Source organism: Streptomyces turgidiscabies Car8 (assembly GCF_000331005.1).
GTDB classification, from domain to species: domain Bacteria; phylum Actinomycetota; class Actinomycetes; order Streptomycetales; family Streptomycetaceae; genus Streptomyces; species Streptomyces turgidiscabies.
In genome coordinates, this window is sequence record NZ_AEJB01000619.1 from 1 (window position 1) to 19,517 (window position 19,517).

General features: G+C 70.7%; 14 protein-coding genes. 11 read left to right on the forward strand and 3 right to left on the reverse strand.

Annotation, left to right across the window (positions count from 1 at the left end; genetic code table 11):
• The coding region (locus STRTUCAR8_RS42920; RefSeq protein WP_006382716.1) for an MFS transporter at nucleotides 1-811 on the reverse strand (811 nt) is incomplete at its 3' end.
• Nucleotides 812-1,284: 473 nt separating this feature from the next.
• Here STRTUCAR8_RS42920 and STRTUCAR8_RS42925 point away from each other — a divergent pair.
• The 3 genes from STRTUCAR8_RS42925 (at nucleotide 1,285) to mfd (ending at nucleotide 8,367) form a co-directional block, all read left to right on the forward strand.
• Nucleotides 1,285-2,073 (forward strand): ABC transporter ATP-binding protein, encoded by a 789-nt coding sequence (locus STRTUCAR8_RS42925; RefSeq protein ID WP_044473866.1) that lies wholly within the window; start codon nucleotides 1,285-1,287, stop codon nucleotides 2,071-2,073.
• Nucleotides 2,070-4,640 carry an ABC transporter permease gene (locus tag STRTUCAR8_RS42930; RefSeq protein ID WP_044473867.1) on the forward strand — a complete coding sequence of 857 codons (2,571 nt, stop codon included), beginning with the start codon at nucleotides 2,070-2,072 and terminating at the stop codon, nucleotides 4,638-4,640. The genes STRTUCAR8_RS42925 and STRTUCAR8_RS42930 overlap by 4 nt, the downstream gene beginning before the upstream one ends.
• 169 nt (nucleotides 4,641-4,809) lie before the next feature.
• Nucleotides 4,810-8,367, forward strand: a complete 3,558-nt coding sequence (gene mfd, locus STRTUCAR8_RS42935) for a transcription-repair coupling factor (RefSeq protein WP_006382723.1) — start codon at nucleotides 4,810-4,812, stop codon at nucleotides 8,365-8,367.
• A 102-nt stretch (nucleotides 8,368-8,469) separates the two neighbouring features.
• Here the strand turns inward: mfd and STRTUCAR8_RS42940 are convergent, their stop codons facing one another.
• Complete coding sequence (locus tag STRTUCAR8_RS42940) at nucleotides 8,470-8,658, reverse strand: Rv0909 family putative TA system antitoxin (RefSeq protein WP_006382725.1); 189 nt, start codon at nucleotides 8,656-8,658, stop codon at nucleotides 8,470-8,472.
• Nucleotides 8,659-8,833: 175 nt separating this feature from the next.
• Between STRTUCAR8_RS42940 and STRTUCAR8_RS42945 the strand changes: the two genes are divergently transcribed.
• Both STRTUCAR8_RS42945 and STRTUCAR8_RS42950 read left to right on the forward strand, forming a co-directional pair.
• Nucleotides 8,834-9,577: an HNH endonuclease family protein gene (locus STRTUCAR8_RS42945; protein WP_078507492.1), complete on the forward strand. Its 744-nt coding sequence runs from the start codon at nucleotides 8,834-8,836 to the stop codon at nucleotides 9,575-9,577.
• A gap of 31 nt (nucleotides 9,578-9,608) precedes the next feature.
• Nucleotides 9,609-10,358, forward strand: coding sequence for a GNAT family N-acetyltransferase (locus STRTUCAR8_RS42950; RefSeq protein ID WP_006382718.1), 750 nt, complete (start codon nucleotides 9,609-9,611; stop codon nucleotides 10,356-10,358).
• A gap of 37 nt (nucleotides 10,359-10,395) precedes the next feature.
• Here the strand turns inward: STRTUCAR8_RS42950 and STRTUCAR8_RS42955 are convergent, their stop codons facing one another.
• On the reverse strand, nucleotides 10,396-11,205 hold the full coding sequence (locus STRTUCAR8_RS42955; RefSeq protein WP_006382715.1) for a hypothetical protein: 810 nt from the start codon (nucleotides 11,203-11,205) through the stop codon (nucleotides 10,396-10,398).
• 428 nt (nucleotides 11,206-11,633) lie between these two features.
• Between STRTUCAR8_RS42955 and STRTUCAR8_RS42960 the strand changes: the two genes are divergently transcribed.
• The 6 genes from STRTUCAR8_RS42960 to STRTUCAR8_RS42985 all read left to right on the forward strand — a co-directional run bounded on the left by STRTUCAR8_RS42960 (nucleotide 11,634) and on the right by STRTUCAR8_RS42985 (nucleotide 19,511).
• Nucleotides 11,634-13,988 carry an N-6 DNA methylase gene (locus STRTUCAR8_RS42960; RefSeq protein WP_006382714.1) on the forward strand — a complete coding sequence of 785 codons (2,355 nt, stop codon included), beginning with the start codon at nucleotides 11,634-11,636 and terminating at the stop codon, nucleotides 13,986-13,988.
• A 276-nt stretch (nucleotides 13,989-14,264) separates the two neighbouring features.
• Nucleotides 14,265-14,975: an integral membrane protein gene (locus STRTUCAR8_RS42965; protein ID WP_044473869.1), complete on the forward strand. Its 711-nt coding sequence runs from the start codon at nucleotides 14,265-14,267 to the stop codon at nucleotides 14,973-14,975.
• A gap of 38 nt (nucleotides 14,976-15,013) precedes the next feature.
• A complete protein-coding gene (locus tag STRTUCAR8_RS42970) occupies nucleotides 15,014-16,495 on the forward strand; it encodes a serine/threonine-protein kinase (RefSeq protein WP_267889058.1) in 1,482 nt (493 codons plus the stop codon).
• A 151-nt stretch (nucleotides 16,496-16,646) separates the two neighbouring features.
• Nucleotides 16,647-17,477 carry a glycoside hydrolase domain-containing protein gene (locus STRTUCAR8_RS42975; RefSeq protein ID WP_044473874.1) on the forward strand — a complete coding sequence of 277 codons (831 nt, stop codon included), beginning with the start codon at nucleotides 16,647-16,649 and terminating at the stop codon, nucleotides 17,475-17,477.
• Nucleotides 17,478-17,624: 147 nt separating this feature from the next.
• Entirely contained in the window at nucleotides 17,625-18,287 is a 663-nt protein-coding gene (locus tag STRTUCAR8_RS42980; RefSeq protein WP_006382717.1) for a SurA N-terminal domain-containing protein, read from the forward strand.
• Between the two features lie 132 nt (nucleotides 18,288-18,419).
• Nucleotides 18,420-19,511, forward strand: a complete 1,092-nt coding sequence (locus tag STRTUCAR8_RS42985) for a nucleoside triphosphate pyrophosphohydrolase (protein WP_006382728.1) — start codon at nucleotides 18,420-18,422, stop codon at nucleotides 19,509-19,511.
• The last annotated feature ends 6 nt before the right edge of the window (nucleotides 19,512-19,517 follow it).

Here is a 19,517-nt window from a genome sequence, read left to right on the forward strand (position 1 = left end):
TCGGCTCCGCCGCCCGGCGTTCGATCACGACGACGAGCAGCACGAGCGCAAGTCCCGTACCGAAGAAGGCGGTTGACGGCCACGACAGCCAGGGCCAGGCCACGCCGCCCTGGACGAGGGCCGTGAGGAGTACGCCGCCGCACGCGAAGACCGCCAGCGCGCCGGCCCAGTCGATGCGCGGGCGGGCGCCGGAGGTGTCGCGCTGGGGTTCGTGGAGGTGGCGGGCCAGGAGCCACATCGCCACCGCGCCGACGGGGAGGTTGACGAGGAAGATCCAGCGCCAGTCGGCGTAGCCCGCCAGGATCCCGCCCACCGCGGGGCCGGCCACCGCCGAGGTCGCCCACACCGTCGACAACTTGGCCTGGATCTTGGGGCGTTGCTCCAGCGGGTAGAGGTCGGCGGCCAGCGTCTGGACCGTGCCCTGGAGGGCGCCGCCGCCGAGGCCCTGGATGATCCGGAAGGCGATCAGCGCGCCCATGTTCCAGGCCAGCGCGCACAGCAGTGAGCCGGCGAGGAACAGGGCGCAGCCCGCTATGAGGACCGGTTTGCGGCCGAAGGTGTCGGAGAGTTTGCCGTACACCGGGAGGGTGACCGTGACGGCCAGCAGATAGCCCGAGAACAGCCAGGAGAAGACGGAGAAGCCGCCGAGGTCGCCGACGATCTGCGGTACGGCGGTGGACACGATGGTGGAGTCGAGCGCGGCCAGCGCCATCGCGAGCATCAGGGCGGCGACGACGGCCCCTCGTCGCTCGGTTCCGGTGTGCTGCGCGGTGTCGCCTGTCGCGGGTCTCGTACGGCGCCCACTGTCCACCGGGTTTCCTTTCCCCCTGCATCTATCTGCCGACGACCACTCTGCCACTTGACCCTCACGCGGCGGGAGGGTGGAGCCTGGCCGGGCAGGAGGGTGGAGACAACCCCGAGACCCGCTCCACCGAGGGGTGGACAGCCCCTAGGGGTACCTCCTTACTACGGCTCGGGGAGGGTTCGTACCGACGGAGGACGAGACGGGGTGCTCCCGCTCCTTAACCTGGCTTTACGCCGCTGGGGACGGCGTTCCTGAACTTCGGGGGTGGGGTTTTCCCCCGCACAAGACTGCGCTGGGCACCAGAGACCCGGACCCCCTCCCACCAGCAGACTCATACACACAACGCAGGGCACAGCGCAGGGCGCGACGCAGGGCGCAGGCGCAGGGACACCACGCGGGACAGTCCGTCCGGCGGATCAGCGAAGCATCACACCCGGGATCAGTGCGCGCTCAGCACTGACCGACTTAGGAGACATACCGTGACATCGGCTGTGACAATCACCAGGCACGGGGGCACTGGAGGGCGTACTGCCGTTGCCGCACGGGCGCGGCAGGTCGTGAAGGCGTACGGGTCCGGTGAGACCCGCGTCGTCGCCCTGGACCAGGTCGACGTGGACATCGCGCGGGGACAGTTCACCGCGATCATGGGCCCCTCGGGCTCCGGCAAGTCCACCCTCATGCACTGCCTCGCCGGGCTCGACACCGTGACGTCCGGGCAGATCTACCTCGACGACACCGAGATCACCGGGCTCAAGGACAAGAAGCTGACGCAACTGCGCCGGGACCGGATCGGGTTCATCTTCCAGGCGTTCAACCTGCTGCCGACGCTCAGCGCGCTGGAGAACATCACGCTCCCCATGGACATCGCGGGCCGCAAGCCGGACAAGGGCTGGCTGGCCCAGGTCGTCGAGACCGTCGGCCTGAAGGACCGGCTCAAGCACCGGCCCAACCAGCTGTCCGGCGGTCAGCAGCAACGCGTCGCCGTGGCAAGGGCGTTGGCCGCGCGGCCCGAGATCATCTTCGGTGACGAGCCGACCGGAAACCTCGACTCCCGTGCGGGTGCTGAGGTGTTGGGCTTCCTGCGCCGCTCGGTGGACGAGCTCGGCCAGACCATCGTGATGGTCACGCACGACCCGGTGGCCGCCTCGTACGCCGACCGGGTGCTGTATCTCGCGGACGGGCGGATCGTCGACGAGATGTTCCGGCCGACCGCCGACAGCGTCCTCGACCGGATGAAGGACTTCGACGCGCGGGGGCGTACGTCATGACTGTGCTGAAGACCTCGATGCGCAACTTCTTCGCGCACAAGGGCCGGATGGCCCTCTCGGCGGTGGCCGTGCTGCTGTCGGTGGGGTTCGTGTGCGGGACGCTCGTCTTCACCGACACCATGAACACGACGTTCGACAAGCTCTTCTCGACCACGTCGTCCGACGTCACGGTGTCGCCGAAGGCGGCCAAGAGCGACGACACCCCGCAGAACGGGGTACCCGAGTCGCTGCCGGCCTCAGTGCTCGCCAAGGCGCAGCAGGCCGAGGGCGTCAAGTCGGCCGAGGGCGCGGTCAGTTCGATGAACGTGACCGTCGTCGACAGCGACAACGACAACATGGGGTCCAGCACCGGCGCTCCGACCATCGCGGGCAACTGGACGCGCAACGACCTGCGTTCGATGGAGATCACCAGCGGTCACGCACCACGCGGGCCCACCGAGGTGATGGTCGACGCGGACACCGCCGACAAGCACCACCTGAAGATGGGCGACGAGCTCCGTACCATCGCGCAGACCGGTGACATCCGCGCGCGGATCGTCGGTATCGCCACCTTCAAGGTGACCAACCCCGGTGCGGCCGTCGTCTACTTCGACACCGCCACCGCGCAGCGTGAACTCCTCGGCGCCACCGGCCGGTTCAGCCAGCTCAACGTCACGGCGGCCGACGGGGTCACCGACACCCGGCTCAAGCAGAACGTCACCCGGGCCCTGACGGCCGACGGTGTGTTCAAGGTGCAGACGAAGAAGGAGTTCTCCGACGAGAGCCGAGAAGGTATCGGCCAGTTCATGAACGTCATCAAGTACGCCATGCTCGGCTTCGCCGGGATCGCGTTCCTGGTCGGCATCTTCCTGATCATCAACACCTTCTCGATGCTGGTCGCCCAGCGGACCCGCGAGATCGGCCTGATGCGGGCGATCGGCTCCTCCCGCAAGCAGGTCAACCGGTCCGTGCTGGTGGAGGCGCTGCTGCTCGGCTTCGTCGGATCGATCCTCGGTGTCGGCGCGGGGATCGGCATCGCGATCGGCCTGATGAAGCTGATGGCGATGGCCGGCATGAACCTCTCCACCGACGACCTCACCGTCAAGGTGACCACCCCGGTGATCGGTCTGGTCCTCGGCGTCGTCGTCACCGTGCTCGCCGCCTACCTCCCGGCCCGCCGGGCGGGCAAGGTCTCCCCGATGGCCGCCCTGCGCGACGCCGGCACCCCGGCCGATGGCAAGGCGGGCCTCGTACGGGGTCTCATCGGCCTCGTCCTGACGGGCGCCGGCGGCTTCGCCCTCTACCTGGCCGCCACCGCCGACACGGCGAGCGACGGCTCCATGGTCCTCGGCGCGGGCGTCGTGCTCTCGCTCCTCGGGTTCGTGATCATCGGCCCGCTGCTCGTCGGCGGTGTCGTACGGGTGCTCAGCGCCGTGCTGCTGCGGGGCTTCGGCCCCGTCGGCCGGCTGGCCGAGCGCAACGCCCTGCGCAACCCGCGCCGCACCGGCGCCACCGGCGCGGCCCTCATGATCGGCCTCGCCCTGGTCGCCTGTCTGTCGGTGGTCGGCTCCTCGATGGTCGCCTCGGCGACGAGCGAGCTGGACAAGTCGGTCGGCGCTGACTTCATCGTCGAGGGCAACCAGCGGATCGTGCCGCAGGCGGAGAAGGCGATGCGGAACTCGCCCGGCCTCACCCACGTCACCCGCTACAAGGAGGTCGAGGTCACCCTGACCCCGCCCACCGGCAAGGGCGAGACGACCCAGCTGACGGCCGCCGACCCGACGTACGCCTCCGACCTGCGCCGCACCACCGTCTCGGGCACGCTGAGTGCCGCGTACGGCAAGGACGCCATGTCGCTGGGCTCCGCATACGCCGAGGACCACCGTGTGAAGGTCGGCGACACGATGACCGTCGCCTTCAAGGGCGGCTCGACGGCGAAGCTCAGGGTCGCCGCGATCACCGACGACGACGTGGCGATCGACAAGGGCTCGCAGTACCTGTCCATCGCGACGATGGAGAAGTACCTGCCGGCCGCCAAGGTCCCGCCGAGCAGCCTGATGTTCGCCTCGGCGAAGAAGGGCGAGGAGGAGTCCGCGTACGCGGCGCTGAAGAAGGCCCTCGACCCCTACCCGCAGTACCAGGTCCGCGACCAGACCGACTACAAGCAGGAGCTGAAGGACCAGATCGGCCAGCTCCTGAACATGGTCTACGGTCTGCTCGCCCTGGCGATCGTGGTCGCGGTCCTGGGTGTGGTGAACACCCTGGCCCTGTCGGTGGTGGAGCGGACGCGGGAGATCGGCCTGATGCGGGCGATCGGCCTGTCGCGGCTGCAGCTGCGCCGGATGATCCGGCTGGAGTCGGTCGTGATCGCCCTCTTCGGCGCGCTGCTCGGCCTGGGCCTGGGAATGGGCTGGGGCGCGACGGCCCAGCGCCTGCTGGCCCTGGAGGGCCTGAACGTCCTGGAGATCCCGTGGATGACGATCGGCGGGGTGTTCGTCGGCTCGGCCTTCGTGGGCCTGTTCGCGGCACTGGTACCGGCGTTCAGGGCGGGGCGGATGAACGTGCTGAACGCTATCGCCACCGACTAGCCGACGCGGCGGGGAACGGGGGGGTACGGGGGTACGGGGGACCGTTGTCCACAGGCGCCGCACCGGCCGACGCGGCGACGTACGCTGGACACCCCCCCCGGCCCGTCACACGTGTCGGGTGGTTCGCGTTGCCCACCCCTCACAGCCCACACCTCACGAAAGCTCTCTCATGAGTCTGCACGGTCTGCTCGACGTCGTCGTCAAGGACGCCGCCCTCGCGGAAGCGATTCTGGCCGCCGGCGACGGCAACCGTATGCACGTCGACCTGGTCGGACCACCCGCCGCCCGCCCGTTCGCCGTGGCCGCGCTGGCCAGGCAGTCCGGGCGCCCGGTGCTGGCCGTGACCGCGACCGGACGTGAGGCCGAGGATCTCGCCGCCGCCCTCAGAACGCTGCTGCCGCCGGACACGGTCGCCGAGTACCCGGCCTGGGAGACCCTCCCGCACGAACGCCTCTCGCCCCGCAGCGACACCGTCGGCCGCCGCCTCGCCGTACTGCGCCGCCTGGCGCACCCCAGCTCCGACGACCCGGAGACCGGCCCGGTGTCGGTCGTCGTGGCGCCCGTGCGTTCCGTACTCCAGCCGCAGGTCAAGGGGCTGGGCGAGCTGGAGCCGGTCGCGCTGCGCACCGGCTCGACCGCCGACCTGGGCACCGTCGTCGAGGCGCTGGCCGCCGCCGCGTACTCCCGCGTCGAGCTGATCGAGAAGCGCGGCGAGTTCGCCGTACGCGGCGGCATGCTCGACGTGTTCCCGCCCACCGAGGAACACCCCCTCCGGGTGGAGTTCTGGGGCGACGACATCGAGGAGATCCGTTACTTCAAGGTCGCCGACCAGCGCTCCCTGGAAGTCGCCGAGCACGGCCTGTGGGCGCCGCCCTGCCGCGAGCTGCTGCTCACCGACCAGGTGCGGGAGCGGGCGGCGGCCCTCGCCCAGGCACACCCTGAGCTGGGAGAACTCCTCGGCAAGATCGCCGAGGGGATCGCGGTCGAGGGCATGGAGTCCCTCGCCCCCGTCCTCGTCGACGACATGGAACTGCTGCTCGACGTGCTGCCCAAGGGCTCCATGGCCGTCGTGTGCGACCCGGAGCGGGTCCGGACGCGGGCCGCCGACCTGGTGGCGACCAGCCAGGAGTTCCTCCAGGCGTCCTGGGCGGCCACCGCGGGCGGTGGCGAGGCGCCCATCGACGTCGGCGCGGCCTCCCTGTGGTCCATCGCGGACGTACGGGAGCGGGCGCGCGAGCTGGACATGATGTGGTGGTCCGTCTCGCCCTTCGCCGCCGACGAGACGCTCACATCCGCCGCTGACGCGGCGGCGGGCGACGCGGACACGCTCAAGCTGGGCATGCACGCGCCCGAGACCTACCGCGGGGACACCGCGAAGGCGCTCGCCGACACCAAGGGCTGGCTCGCGGACGGCTGGCGCACGGTGTTCGTCACCGAGGCGCACGGCCCGGCCGCCCGTACGGTCGAGGTGCTCGGCGGAGAGGGCATCGCGGCCCGCCTCGACGCCGACCTGACCGCCCTGAGCCCCTCCGTCGTGCATGTGGCGTGCGGCTCGATCGACTTCGGGTTCGTCGACCCGAACCTGAAGCTCGCCGTGCTGACCGAGACCGACCTCTCCGGGCAGAAGGCCGCCGGCAAGGACGGCGCCCGCATGCCCGCCCGGCGCCGCAAGACCATCGACCCGCTCACCCTCGAAACCGGCGACTACATCGTGCACGAGCAGCACGGTGTGGGCCGCTACATCGAGATGGTCCAGCGGACCGTGCAGGGCGCGACCCGCGAGTATCTCGTGGTCGAGTACGCGCCCGCCAAGCGCGGCCAGCCCGGCGACCGCCTCTACATCCCCACCGACCAGCTGGAACAGATCACCAAGTACGTCGGCGGCGAGGCACCCACCCTCCACCGCCTCGGCGGCGCCGACTGGACGAAGACCAAGGCGCGCGCCAAGAAGGCCGTCAAGGAGATCGCCGCCGACCTCATCAAGCTGTACAGCGCGCGCATGGCGGCCCCCGGGCACGCCTTCGGGCCCGACACGCCCTGGCAGCGCGAGCTGGAGGACGCCTTCCCGTACGTCGAGACGCCCGACCAGCTGACCACGATCGCCGAGGTCAAGGACGACATGGAGAAGACGGTCCCGATGGACCGCCTGATCTGCGGCGACGTGGGCTACGGCAAGACGGAGATCGCCGTCCGCGCCGCCTTCAAGGCCGTCCAGGACGGCAAGCAGGTCGCCGTCCTCGTCCCCACAACTCTCCTCGTGCAGCAGCACTTCGGCACCTTCGGTGAGCGCTACTCCCAATTCCCGGTCAACGTAAGGGCGTTGAGCCGCTTCCAGTCGGAATCCGAGTCGAAGGCCACCCTGGAGGGCCTCCGCGAGGGCTCGGTCGACGTCGTCATCGGCACCCACCGGCTCTTCTCCTCCGAGACCAAATTCAAGGACCTCGGACTCGTCATCGTCGACGAGGAGCAGCGGTTCGGCGTCGAGCACAAGGAGCAGCTGAAGAAGCTGCGCGCCAACGTCGACGTGCTGACCATGTCCGCGACGCCCATCCCCCGTACGCTCGAAATGGCGGTCACCGGCATCCGCGAGATGTCGACGATCACCACCCCGCCGGAGGAACGGCACCCGGTGCTGACCTTCGTCGGCCCCTACGAGGAGAAGCAGATCGGCGCCGCGGTCCGCCGCGAACTCCTGCGTGAGGGCCAGGTGTTCTACATCCACAACCGGGTCGAGTCCATCGACCGGGCGGCGGCACGGCTCCGGGAGATCGTCCCCGAGGCGCGGATCGCGACCGCCCACGGCCAGATGTCCGAGCAGGCGCTGGAACAGGTCGTCGTCGACTTCTGGGAGAAGCGGTACGACGTCCTCGTGTCGACGACGATCGTCGAGTCCGGCATCGACATCTCCAACGCCAACACCCTCATCGTGGAGCGCGGCGACAACTTCGGCCTCTCCCAACTCCACCAGCTGCGCGGGCGAGTCGGCCGTGGCCGCGAGCGCGGGTACGCCTACTTCCTCTACCCGCCCGAGAAGCCGCTCACCGAGACCGCCCACGAGCGGCTCGCGACCATCGCCCAGCACACCGAGATGGGCGCCGGTATGTACGTCGCCATGAAGGACCTGGAGATCCGCGGCGCCGGAAACCTCCTCGGCGGCGAACAGTCCGGCCACATCGCGGGAGTCGGCTTCGACCTCTACGTACGGATGGTCGGCGAGGCCGTCGCGGACTACCGGGCCTCGCTGGAGGGCGGGGTGGAGGAGGAGCCGCCGCTGGAGGTCAAGATCGAGCTCCCCGTCGACGCCCACGTCCCGCACGACTACGCCCCCGGCGAGCGCCTGCGCCTCGCGGCCTACCGCGCCATCGCCTCCGCGAACACGGAGGCCGACATCAAGGCCGTACGGGAGGAACTCGTCGACCGCTACGGCAAGTTGCCCGAGCCGGTCGAGAACCTGCTGCTCGTGGCGGGGCTGCGGATGCTCGCGCGGGCCTGCGGAGTCGGCGACATCGTGCTCCAGGGCACCAACATCCGTTTCTCGCCGGTGGAGTTGAGGGAGTCGCAGGAGCTGCGGCTCAAGCGCCTCTACCCGGGGACGGTCATCAAGCCGACCGCGCACCAGATCCTCGTACCGCGCCCCAAGACGGCGAAGGTCGGCGGAAAGCCGGTGGTCGGGCGGGAGTTGCTGGGCTGGACCGGCGAGTTCCTGACGTCGATCCTGGGGTCGTGAGCGAGCAGGCAGAGCGGTAACAGGGAGCCGCCCACGGCCCGTTGGGGGTCGTGGGCGGCTTTTCCCGCTGGTGAGCCGAGGATTCAGCCGGCCTCCGGCGCTCTACGGCTGTTCGGGCCTGTCGCGATCACGATCCATGCCCATCGCGCCCTCGGCTCTCCGCTGAGCGTCGTCGACCTGGCTCGTGTACTTGTCGCCCGTCTTCTCGTTGACCTTCTTCTCCGCGGCGTCGGAGGCGTTGTGCCCCATCTTGCCGCGCATCTGGCCCTTGAACTTGTCGAGGATGCCCATCCAGGAGCTCCTTCCGGAGGTGAGTCAGCATCGACGATACGCCCGGTATGCGGAGTACGCCCCTTGAGCACCGGTGGGCGCCCTATGGCGGGGCGAGAGCGCCCGCTAGCCTGTCGACCAGCGGAAATCCGCGGGCGGGAACGGGAACGGGGCAGTAGGGGAGGGACGTAACGTGGTGTGTCTGAGGGGTGGGGGCGTCGCCGCCGCCGTACTCGTGGTGGTGTTCGGCGTCGGCGGGTGCAACGGCGAGACCCTGGGCTCCGCCGGGCCCGAGGAGAGCGCGAGCGGCGCGGCAGGCGGAGGAGGCGGTGGCGGTGGAGCGGCGCTCAAGGCCGTCGACTCGCTGACCGTGAAGGGACGGGCCCCCAAGACGGGCTACGCCCGGGACCGGTTCGGCACCGCGTGGGCGGACACCGACTCCAACAAATGTGACACCCGCGACGACATCCTCAAACGGGACCTGGCCGACGTGAAGTTCCGCAGCGGCGGCTGCAAGGTGGCCGCGGGGGAACTGGAGCCGGACCCCTACAGCGGCAAGGACGTGACGTTCACGCGGGGCCGCAGCGAGGTGGACATAGACCACATCGTCGCGCTCTCCGACGCCTGGCAGAAGGGCGCCAAGTACTGGGACGCCAGCAAGCGCATAGCCCTGGCCAACGACCCGCTCAACCTCCGTGCCGTCGACGCGAGCACCAACCGCAGCAAGGGCGACGGCGACACGGCGACCTGGCTGCCGCCCAACAAGGCGTACCGCTGCACGTACGTCGCCAACCAGGTCGCCGTGAAGAAGAAGTACGAACTGTGGGTCACGGCGGCGGAGAAGACCGCGATGAAGAAGGTGCTGTCGGGGTGCGCCGGAGAGCCACTGCCCACCGGCGGCAACCCGACGGAAGCACCGGCACGGTTCCACGCGAACTGAGCCCCAGTCCGATCCCGTTACCGTGACGGCCATGGAGCTGAAGGTCTCGTCCCTCGCCGAACGTCCCGAGATGTATCGCCAGGTCGTCGAAATGCCTGACACCTGGCCGGAGTTGATGCAGCACGACTTCACGGGCAACGCCCACTACGACCGGATCGCCACCGAACTCCCGGAGCACGTCCTGTTCGCCGAGGACGAGCGGGGCGAGGTTGTCGCGCACGCCTACAGCGTGCCCTTCGCGCTCGCCGCCGAGGGCCGCGGCGCGGGCCGGCTGCCCGCCCGGGGCTGGGACCAGGTCCTCGTGTGGGCGTTCCAGGACCTGCGTGCCGGTACCCGGCCGGACACGGTGAGCGCGATCTCGATCGTCGTCTCCCCGCACGCACAGGGCACGGGACTGTCCGGCCGTATGCTCGCGGCGATGCGCGACAACGCCGCCGCGCACGGCTTCCGCGAGGTCGTCGCCCCGGTCCGGCCCAGCGCCAAGCACCTGGAGCCCCGGACACCGATCGCCGAGTACGCGTACCGGGTCCGCGAGGACGGCCTGCCCCACGACCCGTGGCTGCGCGTGCACGCCCGGGCCGGCGCCACCATCGTCGCCATGGCACCGGCGTCGATGTGCGTCGCGGCCTCGCTGGAGGAGTGGCGCGCCTGGACCGGCCTGCCCTTCGACATCGAGGGCGAGGTGGAGGTACCCGGCGCCCTGGCACCGGTGCGGTGCGACCTGGCACACGGGTACGGGGTGTACGTGGAGCCCAACGTGTGGATGCGGCACACTCTGTGACCGTCCGCCCGGCTCCCGGCTCCCGGCTCCCCGGCGCTCAGCCGCCCAGCGCGTCCAGGTCGAGGATCTCGCCGGTGGGCTTCTGGACGGTGACCGGCTTGTCGTAGTCGCTGAAGACGACGGTCCCGGGGTCCTTCGCCGACTTGCTGTCGACGCGCAGGAGATAGGGCTTGCCCTCACCCGCGACGTACATCGTGTACGTGTCCTTGCCGTCCTTCTCCGTCACGGCGACAGCGGACCTGCCGTCGACTGTCGTGGTGGCGCCGCGTGTCACCCCGGAGTCGGCCCCGGAAGCGCCGTCCTTGAAATCGGCGAGCACGCTGTCCAGGTCGCAGAAGCCCGCGAGGTCCTTGGCGTCGGAGCCGGTCGTGGCCATCTTGGTCCACTTGCCGGCCAGCATCGCCACGACCCCGTCGGTCTCCTCCTTCGACGAACCCTCGCTCTGCGCCCGCAGGAACTTCTCGTCGTACTTCATGTAGAGGGTGGTGCCGGACTTCACGAGATCGGCCTTGCCCTGACCGTTCATGCTCATCGTCCCGGCGCACTGGCCCCGCTTGTCGAAAGCCATGTCGATCCGGATCGTGCCGCCGCTCTCGTCGTCCGGAACATCGCCCGTCATACGGAGCGACGAGGCACCCGAGGTGGCCGTCAGCGCACGTTCGGCTATCTCGCCCCCGGTCAGCCCGGCGAACGGGTCCTTCGTCTTGTCGGCGGTGTCGGCCGCGGTCTTGCCGGCCGCTTTGTCGGTCGTCCTGTCGCTCGTCTTGTTCCCGTCGGTCTGGCAGCCGGCGACCCCGGCGACAGTGACGGCGGTGAGGCAGAGGGCGGCAAGTGTGGTTCGGCGCATGAGAGTTCCTTCGAGGGTTCCTGGTGAGGACGAACTGAGCGAGGGGCGCATTGAGCTGCGCGGTGCCGAGTAGTGCTGAGCGGAACAGGGCGAAGTGGTGAGAGGCGTGAGAGGCGTGAGAGGTGTGGGCGGCGGTGGCGCAGTCCCCGGTGCTTCGCCGCCGCCGCCCGGCTCTTCCCTCCCCCTCGGTGCCCGCCTCTTTCCGGCGGCCCTCGTTCGCTGGGTCAATAACAGCAGACCGTGTGAACCGAGTCAACACGATTCACGCGATGACTCATGTACACGGCCGTGAAGGGGTAGATCTTGTGTGCGCCGGTATGCTCGGCGTCACACGTTGAACGAGGGTGTACGACCAGGACTGTGTACGGGTGACCAGAGCCGTACACAGGAGCACCGGGGCCGTGCACGGGACGAGGGGAGCGCGGCGCGTGCAGGACAACGCCACGGAAGTGACCGCCGCCGGTATCGCACGGCTCGCAGGCGTCGGCCGCGCCGCCGTCAGCAACTGGCGCCGCCGTCACGCCGACTTCCCCAAGCCGGTCGGCGGCACCGAGACCAGCCCCGCCTTCGCCCTCGCCGAGGTCGAATCCTGGCTCCGCCACCAGGGCAAACTTGCCGAAGTGCCCCTCCGTGAACGCGTCTGGCAGCAACTCGTCGGCCACCCCGAGGGGCCTGCCACCGCCCTCGTCCACGCGGGCTGCGTTCTGCTGCTCATCCACGACCGCCCCACCGTCTGGCTCGAACTGGGTGCGGTCTCCGACGAGCGCCTCGCAGCCCGCCTGCCCGCCACCCTGGAACAGGTGATCGCCCCGCGCTTCGGCGTCCCTCAGAAGCGCGGGGTTCACACCTCGCCGACCGCGCGGGCAGTTCACACGGCGTCCGCCGCACAAGGGGTTCACAGTCCGACTGGCGTTCGGGGAGTTCACAGTCCGACGGTCGCAGGCGCCGAGTCGGCCGTGAACGAGCCGGGCGGTGTGAACACCTCGGGGGCCGTGAACACACCGCCTGGAGTACACGCCAGCCATCCCGCCCCCGGCGTTCACACCACCCCTGCCCCACCCCGGGTACACAGCGCAGCCTCCGTGCACACCGCCCCCACCGCCCCTTCCGTACACACCCAGCCCGCCGTACACACCCCCACCGGCCCCGCACTCCTCCCCTCCGTCCCGCTCCTCCGGGGAGTCGCCGAGCTCGCGGCCGAGATGGGGGCGCGGCAGACGTACGAGTTCCTGGTCGGGCGGCATCTCGACGCCAACCCGCGGCAGTACACGCTCACTCCGGCCGAGCTCGCCCGCCTCATGGGGGACCTCGCCGGTCCCGCGCGCACTGTGCTCGATCCGGCTTGTGGCACCGGCGCACTGCTGCGCGCCCTTCCCGTACGGGGTACGCGGGAGATCGAACGGGACGACTCGGAGCGGGAGTTGTACGGGCAGGACAGCGCCCCGGAGCTGGCAGCGCTCACCGCCCTCCGGCTCGCGCTCCAGGGGCGGAGCGTGGTGCGTACAGCGGTCGGGGACACGCTTCGCAGTGACGCGTATCCGGGGCTCAGGGCCGACGTGGTCCTCTGCCATCCGCCGTTCAACGAGCGCAACTGGGGGCACGACGAACTCGCGTACGACGCCCGCTGGGAGTACGGGTTCCCGGCCCGCAACGAGTCCGAGCTGGCCTGGGTGCAGCACGCGCTCGCGCGGCTCAGGGACGGCGGCACCGCCGTACTGCTGATGCCGCCGGCCGCGGCCTCGCGGCGTTCGGGGCGCCGTATCCGCGCGGATCTGCTGCGGCGCGGGGCGCTGCGCGCGGTGATCGCGCTGCCGGTCGGCGCGGCGCCTCCGTACAACATCCCGCTGCACCTGTGGGTGCTGCGGCGGCCCGACAAGGCGCCCGCGCAGCCCGAGGTGCTGCTCGCCGACATCGGAAGCGTCGCCGAGCACACCGGGCGCGGCGGGCTCGACTGGGAGGCCGTGCGTGCCGCCGTCCTCGACGCCTGGCGGCCCTTCGAGCGGGCCGGGACAGCGGCCGAGCGGCCGGGGGTGGCGCGCTCCGTGCCCGTCATCGAACTCCTCGACGACGACGTCGACCTGGCCCCCGCCCGTCACCTCCCGCCGGCCACCGCGGGCGACGGCGAACACCTGAGCGACGTACGGGACCGACTCGGCGAGACCCTGCGGCTGACCGCGGACCTCACTCCGCCCGCCCCCGCCGGACCCTCCGACGAGCAGCCCGGGCGCTGGCCGCTGATCACCATCGGTGAACTCGCGCGCGGGGGCGCCCTGGTGATGCGTACCGGCGGAAACGGCGGCCACGCGCGCGTGCCCGTGCTCACCGACCAAGACGTCCTCGCCGGCACCGCCCCCTCCGGCTCACTGCCCGAGAGTGACGAGGAAGCCGTGCGGGTGGAGGCGGGTGACGTCGTCGTGCCGGTGCTGGGCGGCGGGTCCGTCGCACGGGTGGTCGACGATGTGACCGCGGGGGCCGTTCTCGGCCGCAGTCTCGTCCTCCTCAGGCCCGATCCGGCGGCCCTCGACCCGTGGTTCCTCGCCGGGTTCCTGCGCGGCACCGCCAACAACCGGCAGGCCAGCAGCTACGCGTCCACCGCGACCCGGCTCGACGTGCGCCGACTGCAACTGCCCCGGCTGCCCCTGGACGAACAGCGGCGCTACGGCGCCCGGTTCAGGTCGCTCGCCGAGTTCGAGGAGGCCCTGCGGCACGCCGGCCGTCTCGGCGGACAGCTCGTGCGGGGCATGTACGACGGGCTGACGGACGGGACCGTCGCGCCCGACTGAGCGGGCGGGAAACGTGTGTCGGACGTGTATCGGACGCGTATTGGAGGGCACGCGGGCGCGTGCACGTGCGTACATGGACGTATCAACTGATGAGTCGGACAACGGTTCGGTACAACCCGGGACCTGTTGTCCGTGTCGGCCTATACGCTCGACACGCTCGACGCGATGTTCGTCCTCGTCAGGCGATCGGGTTCAGGCGATCGGCTTCGGACGATCAGGTCGGGCGAGTCGGGCGAGCAGATCACGTCGCGCAGGTTCAGTCGATCAGGAGCAACCATGTCAGGCCACGGCTACCCGCAGCCGGTGAAGCAGCCGCCCTCGAGCGGGTGGCTGGTCTTCCTGCGCGTGCTCTTCGTGGTGATCTCCGTCATGAGCTGCGGCCTCCTGACCTGGACGATGCTGCTGCGGCTGGCCATCGTGACCCGCAAGGCGCTCGACTGGGGCCTGTTCGTCGCCGTAGTCGCGGCCGACATCCTCAGCCTCGTCCTGCTGGGCAACGAGCCCGGTGAGGACATCCACACCGCGGGCGGCTACACGGGCCTCGCGCTGCTGCTCGGCACCCTGGCGATCGTGATCGGCTACTACATCGCCGCGGACGTACGCCACTTCAACCAGCTCCGTCATCCCGCCCCCGCCGGCCCGCAGCACCCCGGGTACATCCCGCAGCAGCCCCCGCTGGCATACGGCTACCCCCAGCCCGCAATGGGGTTCCAGCCGCAGCCGCAACCCCCGTCGCCGTACACCGCCACGCCTCCGCCCCAGGCCCAGCCCCACACGCCGATACCCCAGGCCTCCGCGGCCGGCCCGCCCGTCGACCCGCCGCGCCCCGCGCCCGCCCGTATCGACCAGGTCCGCGCCGAACTCGACGAGCTCAGCGACTTCCTGCGCCGCAGCAACGGCAACGGCAACGGCAGCGACGGCACCGGCAGTAACGGCAACGGCACCAACAGCAGCGGCGGCGGCAACGGCCACGAGGGCGGACGGTGAGCGTGGCGACGGGACGCGTCATCGCCGACCGGTACGAACTGTCCACGCTCATCGGCCAGGGCGGCATGGGCCAGGTGTGGACGGCGTACGACCAGCGGCTCGACCGGCGCGTCGCCGTCAAGCTGCTGCGCCCCGACAAGGTCGCCGGCCAGGAGGCCGACGAGCTGCGCCGCCGCTTCGTGCGCGAGTGCCGGGTGACCGCGCAGGTCGACCACCCCGGGCTCGTCACGGTCCACGACGCGGGCAGCGAGGGCGAGGAACTGTTCCTCGTCATGCAGTACGTCGACGGCGCCGACCTCTCCGACCACCTCGCCGAACACGACCCGTACCCCTGGCAGTGGGCGGTCGCCGTGGCCGCGCAACTGTGCGCCGTACTGAGCGCCGTGCACGCCGTGCCGATCGTCCACCGCGACCTCAAGCCGCGCAACGTGATGGTGAAGCAGGACGGCACGGTCACCGTCCTCGACCTGGGCGTCGCCTCGGTCATGGACACCGACACCACCCGCCTCACCCACACCGGCTCACCCATCGGCTCGCCCGCCTACATGGCCCCCGAGCAGGCGATGGGCGGCGCGGTCGGCCCCTACACGGACCTGTACGCACTCGGCGTACTCCTCCACGAACTCCTCAGCGGGGACGTGCCGTTCTCCGGCTCCACGGCCCTCGGCGTGCTCCACCGGCACCTCTACGAGCCGCCGCTGCCCGTGCGCCGACTGAGACCCGAGGTGCCCGACGCCCTCGAAGCGCTCGTCCTGCGGCTGCTCGCCAAGGACCCGCAGCACCGGCCCGCCTCCGCGCAGGAGGTGTACGAGCACCTGTCGCTGCTCCTCCCGGAGCGCGGGATGCCCACCGGAGCCCCCCTCGACCCCACACGCCCCTTCCTGCGCCCGCACGCCCCCTGGCCGGACCGCGCGCGCACCCCCGCGCCCCAGCCGACGGCCGCTCCGGTGGCAGAGCGACCCGACGTCGCCGGAGCCGTCGACGAGGTCAAACGCCTCCTCGGCGAGGGCCGGATCACCCAGGCCGTCGACATCCTCGGCGGAATCCTGCCCGCCGCCGCCGAACAGCACGGCGAGCACTCCCCGGTCGTCCGCACCCTGCGCAAGCAGTACGCGGCCACCCTCATGGACGACGGCCAGTACCGCCGCGCCCTGCCCGAACTGCGCCGCCTCGCCGACGAACGCGCCGCCGAGGCAGGCCAGGCCGACCCCCAGTCGCTGCGCTTCCGCTACGAGGCCGCCCAGTGCCTCGAACAGCTCGGCGAACCCGCGGCGGCCCTCGCCGAGTACCGCGCCCTGCTGCCGTACTACGAGAACCAGTACGTCGCCGGCGACCCGGAACTCTCCCTCGACGTCCGCCGCCGCATCGGCCACCTCCTCCTCGCCCTCGGCGACCGCACCGCCGCACGCGACACCCTCGCCCGCCTCCTCCACGACGTGGACCGCCTGCGCGGCCCTGGACACCCGCTGGCGGCGGAGGTCCGGCGGACCCTGGCATGGCTCGGACAGGTGCACGGATAGGGTTTGCGGTGGCTTGAGGGAATCTTGTAGGTCTGCGGGGCCGATGTTTCCCGAACACGGGAACGACGCCGGTTACGTTGCGACCTGCTTCCGTGTCACAGCACGTCATGCCGAAGCACGTCATGTCGCAGAACCAGGGGTGGGTTACGTGGTGTCCAGTCACCGGCAGTCCAAGAAGCGCAGGTACATCACCTGGGCGGTGGCCGGTACGGCCGTCGTCGCCGGGGCAGGGCTCGCCGCGCAGTCGTCGATGGCCGCCACCACCTGGCCCGCGCAGCGCACCTTCACCGGCCGCGCGTTCGACACCTGCACCGCGCCCTCCGCCGCCGCGATGAAGGCCTGGCGCACCAACAACTTCTACGGCGCCGCCGCCGTCTACATCGGCGGCAAGAACCGCGGCTGCGCCCAGCCCAACCTCACCGCGTCCTGGGTGAAGACGGTCAGCGCCCAGGGCTGGAAACTCATCCCCCTGTACGTCGGCGCCCAGCCGTCCTGCCAGACCGGTTCCAGCCCCGAGAAGCTCACCGCCGCCACGGCCGCCTCCCTCGGGGCCACGGACGCGGCGGACGCGGTCGCCAAGGCCTCGGCGCTCGGTATGAAGGCCGGCAGCCCGGTCTACCTCGACATGGAGTCGTACGACATCACGAACAAGGCGTGCAACGACGCCGTACTGACGTACGTACGCGCCTTCGACAAGGCACTGCAGGCCAAGACGTACCGCACCGGCTACTACGGCTTCACCAGCTCCAGCGCGAAGGCGATCGCCCAGGCCACCGACCGCACCAACCTGCCGGGCAACATGTGGTACGCGCTGTGGGACAAGCAGAACACCACCACCGCGGACTGGCCCTTCGCCGCCACGCAGTGGACCAACCACAGCCGGGCCCACCAGTACATGGTCAACAGCAAGGAGACGCGCGGCGGTTACACGATCACCGTGGACCGCGACGCGTGGGACGCACCGGTGGCGATCACCGGCTGAGACGGCCGGAGGCCGCGGGAGAGCGAGGCGGTGCCCGAAGTCCTGGTGAATCGTTGGTCGAATGGCTTGGCCAGAGCTGAGCCACTGCCTAACATCGATCACCGCAAGACCTTGTGCACCGCCGCACAATCTCCTCGGGAGGCTTCCTTGCACCGCCGTCGTCGCACCGCGCTCTTCCTCTCCGCCGCGATCGTCGCCGCGGCCCCGCTCCTCACCGCCTGCGGAAGTGACGCGCATCCCGGCGCGGCGGCCGTCGTCGGCGGGCAGCGGATCACGGTCGCGCAGCTGGAGAGCAGGGTGAACGAGGTACGCGCGGCGCAGCGGGCGGCCACCCCGGACCAGGCCCAGTACGCGCAGACCGTCGCCAGAACCGGCAGCCTCACCCGGGACACCCTGCACACCCTGGTCCTCGACCGCGTCCTGAACCAGGCCGCGAAGAACGCGGGCGTGACCGTGACCCGCAAGGACGTCCAGAGCCTGCGGGCCTCCCTGGAGCAGCAGGCGGGCAACGCGAAGGCGCTCGAGGACGCCTGGCTCCAGCAGTACGGTGTCGCTCCGGCCCGCCTCGACGACAGCCTCCACACCGAGATCGTGGCCCAGAAACTGGCTGCCTCACTCGGCGCCGACATGAGCACGCCGGACGGCCAGGCCACGTTCTGGAAGGCGATGTCCGAGGCCTCGAAGACCCTCGACGTCGACCTGAACCCGCGCTACGGCACCTGGGACGTCAAGAAGAGCAGCCGCGTCGACGCGAAGACCCCGTGGGTGCGGGAGATCACGGCGCCGCAGACGGCCCAGGGGACGGCGTAGCCGCTACGGCGCAACGGTTGTCCGCGCAGGTGTACGCGGTGCTGGTGTGCCCAGGGGTGCGCGGCCTGTGGACAACCTAGAGGCCTGTGGACAACCGGTGGGGCTGTCGGTGGCGTGGGTTACGTTCGGAGGGTGAACGCAACCAGCAGCTTCGAGACAGCTCCGGAGACGGAGCGGGAGACAGGGTCGGAGACCGGCCCCGGCCGGATCGTCCTGCTCACCACCAGCCACCGCGTGGCCCCCGGCCTGCTGTCCTGGCCCGCCTGGCAGGCGCTGCACGCGGCCGACCGGGTGCTGTGCGCGGACGGTGCGCATCCGCAGCTGCCGTATCTGCGGGACGCCGGCACAACCGTCGAGGAGACCGCCCCGACCGCCGAGGACCTGCTCGACGCCTGCGCCGGCGGCCGGACGGTCGTGGTCGTGACGACGGGCGAGGGCGACCCGGCCCTCACGGACGGCCTGGCCCGCCTCGCGGGCTCCGGCCGAGTACAGATGCCGGACCTGGAACTCCTCCCCGCCTCCTACGACCTCCCCGGCGCCCGCCTCCTCGACCTCGTCCAGGTCATGGACCGCATCCGCCTGGAGTGCCCCTGGTCGTCCCGCCAGACACACAAGGGGCTGGCCAAGTACGGCATCGAGGAGGCGTACGAACTCGTCGAGGCGATCGAGGAGGGCGACCGGGACGAGCTGCGCGAGGAACTGGGGGACGTCCTGCTCCAGGTCGTCTTCCACGCCCGCATCGCCGAGGAGGCGAGCGAGGTGAGTGACGGGAGTGAGGGGAGTGAGGGGAGCGAGGAGGAGGACGGCGCGGCCCCCTTCTCGATCGACGACGTGGCCGCCGGCATCGTCACGAAGCTCATCCACCGCCACCCGCACGTCTTCGGCGACGAGACGGCGTCCACCCCGGAGGACGTCAAGAAGCTCTGGCTGCGCACCAAGGCGGTCGAGAAGCGCCGGACCTCGGTGACCGAAGGCATTCCGCTCGGCCAGCCCGCCCTGGCCCTCACGGCGAAACTGGCGTCCCGCGTCCACACGGCGGGCCTGGACGTTCCCCTGCCGCAGGGCGCGGGCATCGGATACGAGCTGCTGGAGATGGCGGTACGGGCGGAGCGCGAGGGCGTGGATCCGGAAGGGGCGCTGCGGGTCGCCGCCCGGGCTTATCGGGACGCCGTGCGGGTGAAGGAAGGGGCGGGAGGGGTGGCCGGGGTGGCTGGGGAGGAGTGACGGTGC

Bases quoted from the DNA above. Each gene is read 5' to 3' on its own strand.
- STRTUCAR8_RS42940 (WP_006382725.1), bottom strand. From the start codon at position 8,658: ATGGGCATCCTCGACAAGTTCAAGGGCCAGATGCGCGGCAAGATGGGG.
- STRTUCAR8_RS42955 (WP_006382715.1), bottom strand. From the start codon at position 11,205: ATGCGCCGAACCACACTTGCCGCCCTCTGCCTCACCGCCGTCACTGTC.
- STRTUCAR8_RS42930 (WP_044473867.1), top strand. From the start codon at position 2,070: ATGACTGTGCTGAAGACCTCGATGCGCAACTTCTTCGCGCACAAGGGC.
- mfd (WP_006382723.1), top strand. From the start codon at position 4,810: ATGAGTCTGCACGGTCTGCTCGACGTCGTCGTCAAGGACGCCGCCCTC.
- STRTUCAR8_RS42965 (WP_044473869.1), top strand. From the start codon at position 14,265: ATGTCAGGCCACGGCTACCCGCAGCCGGTGAAGCAGCCGCCCTCGAGC.
- STRTUCAR8_RS42950 (WP_006382718.1), top strand. From the start codon at position 9,609: ATGGAGCTGAAGGTCTCGTCCCTCGCCGAACGTCCCGAGATGTATCGC.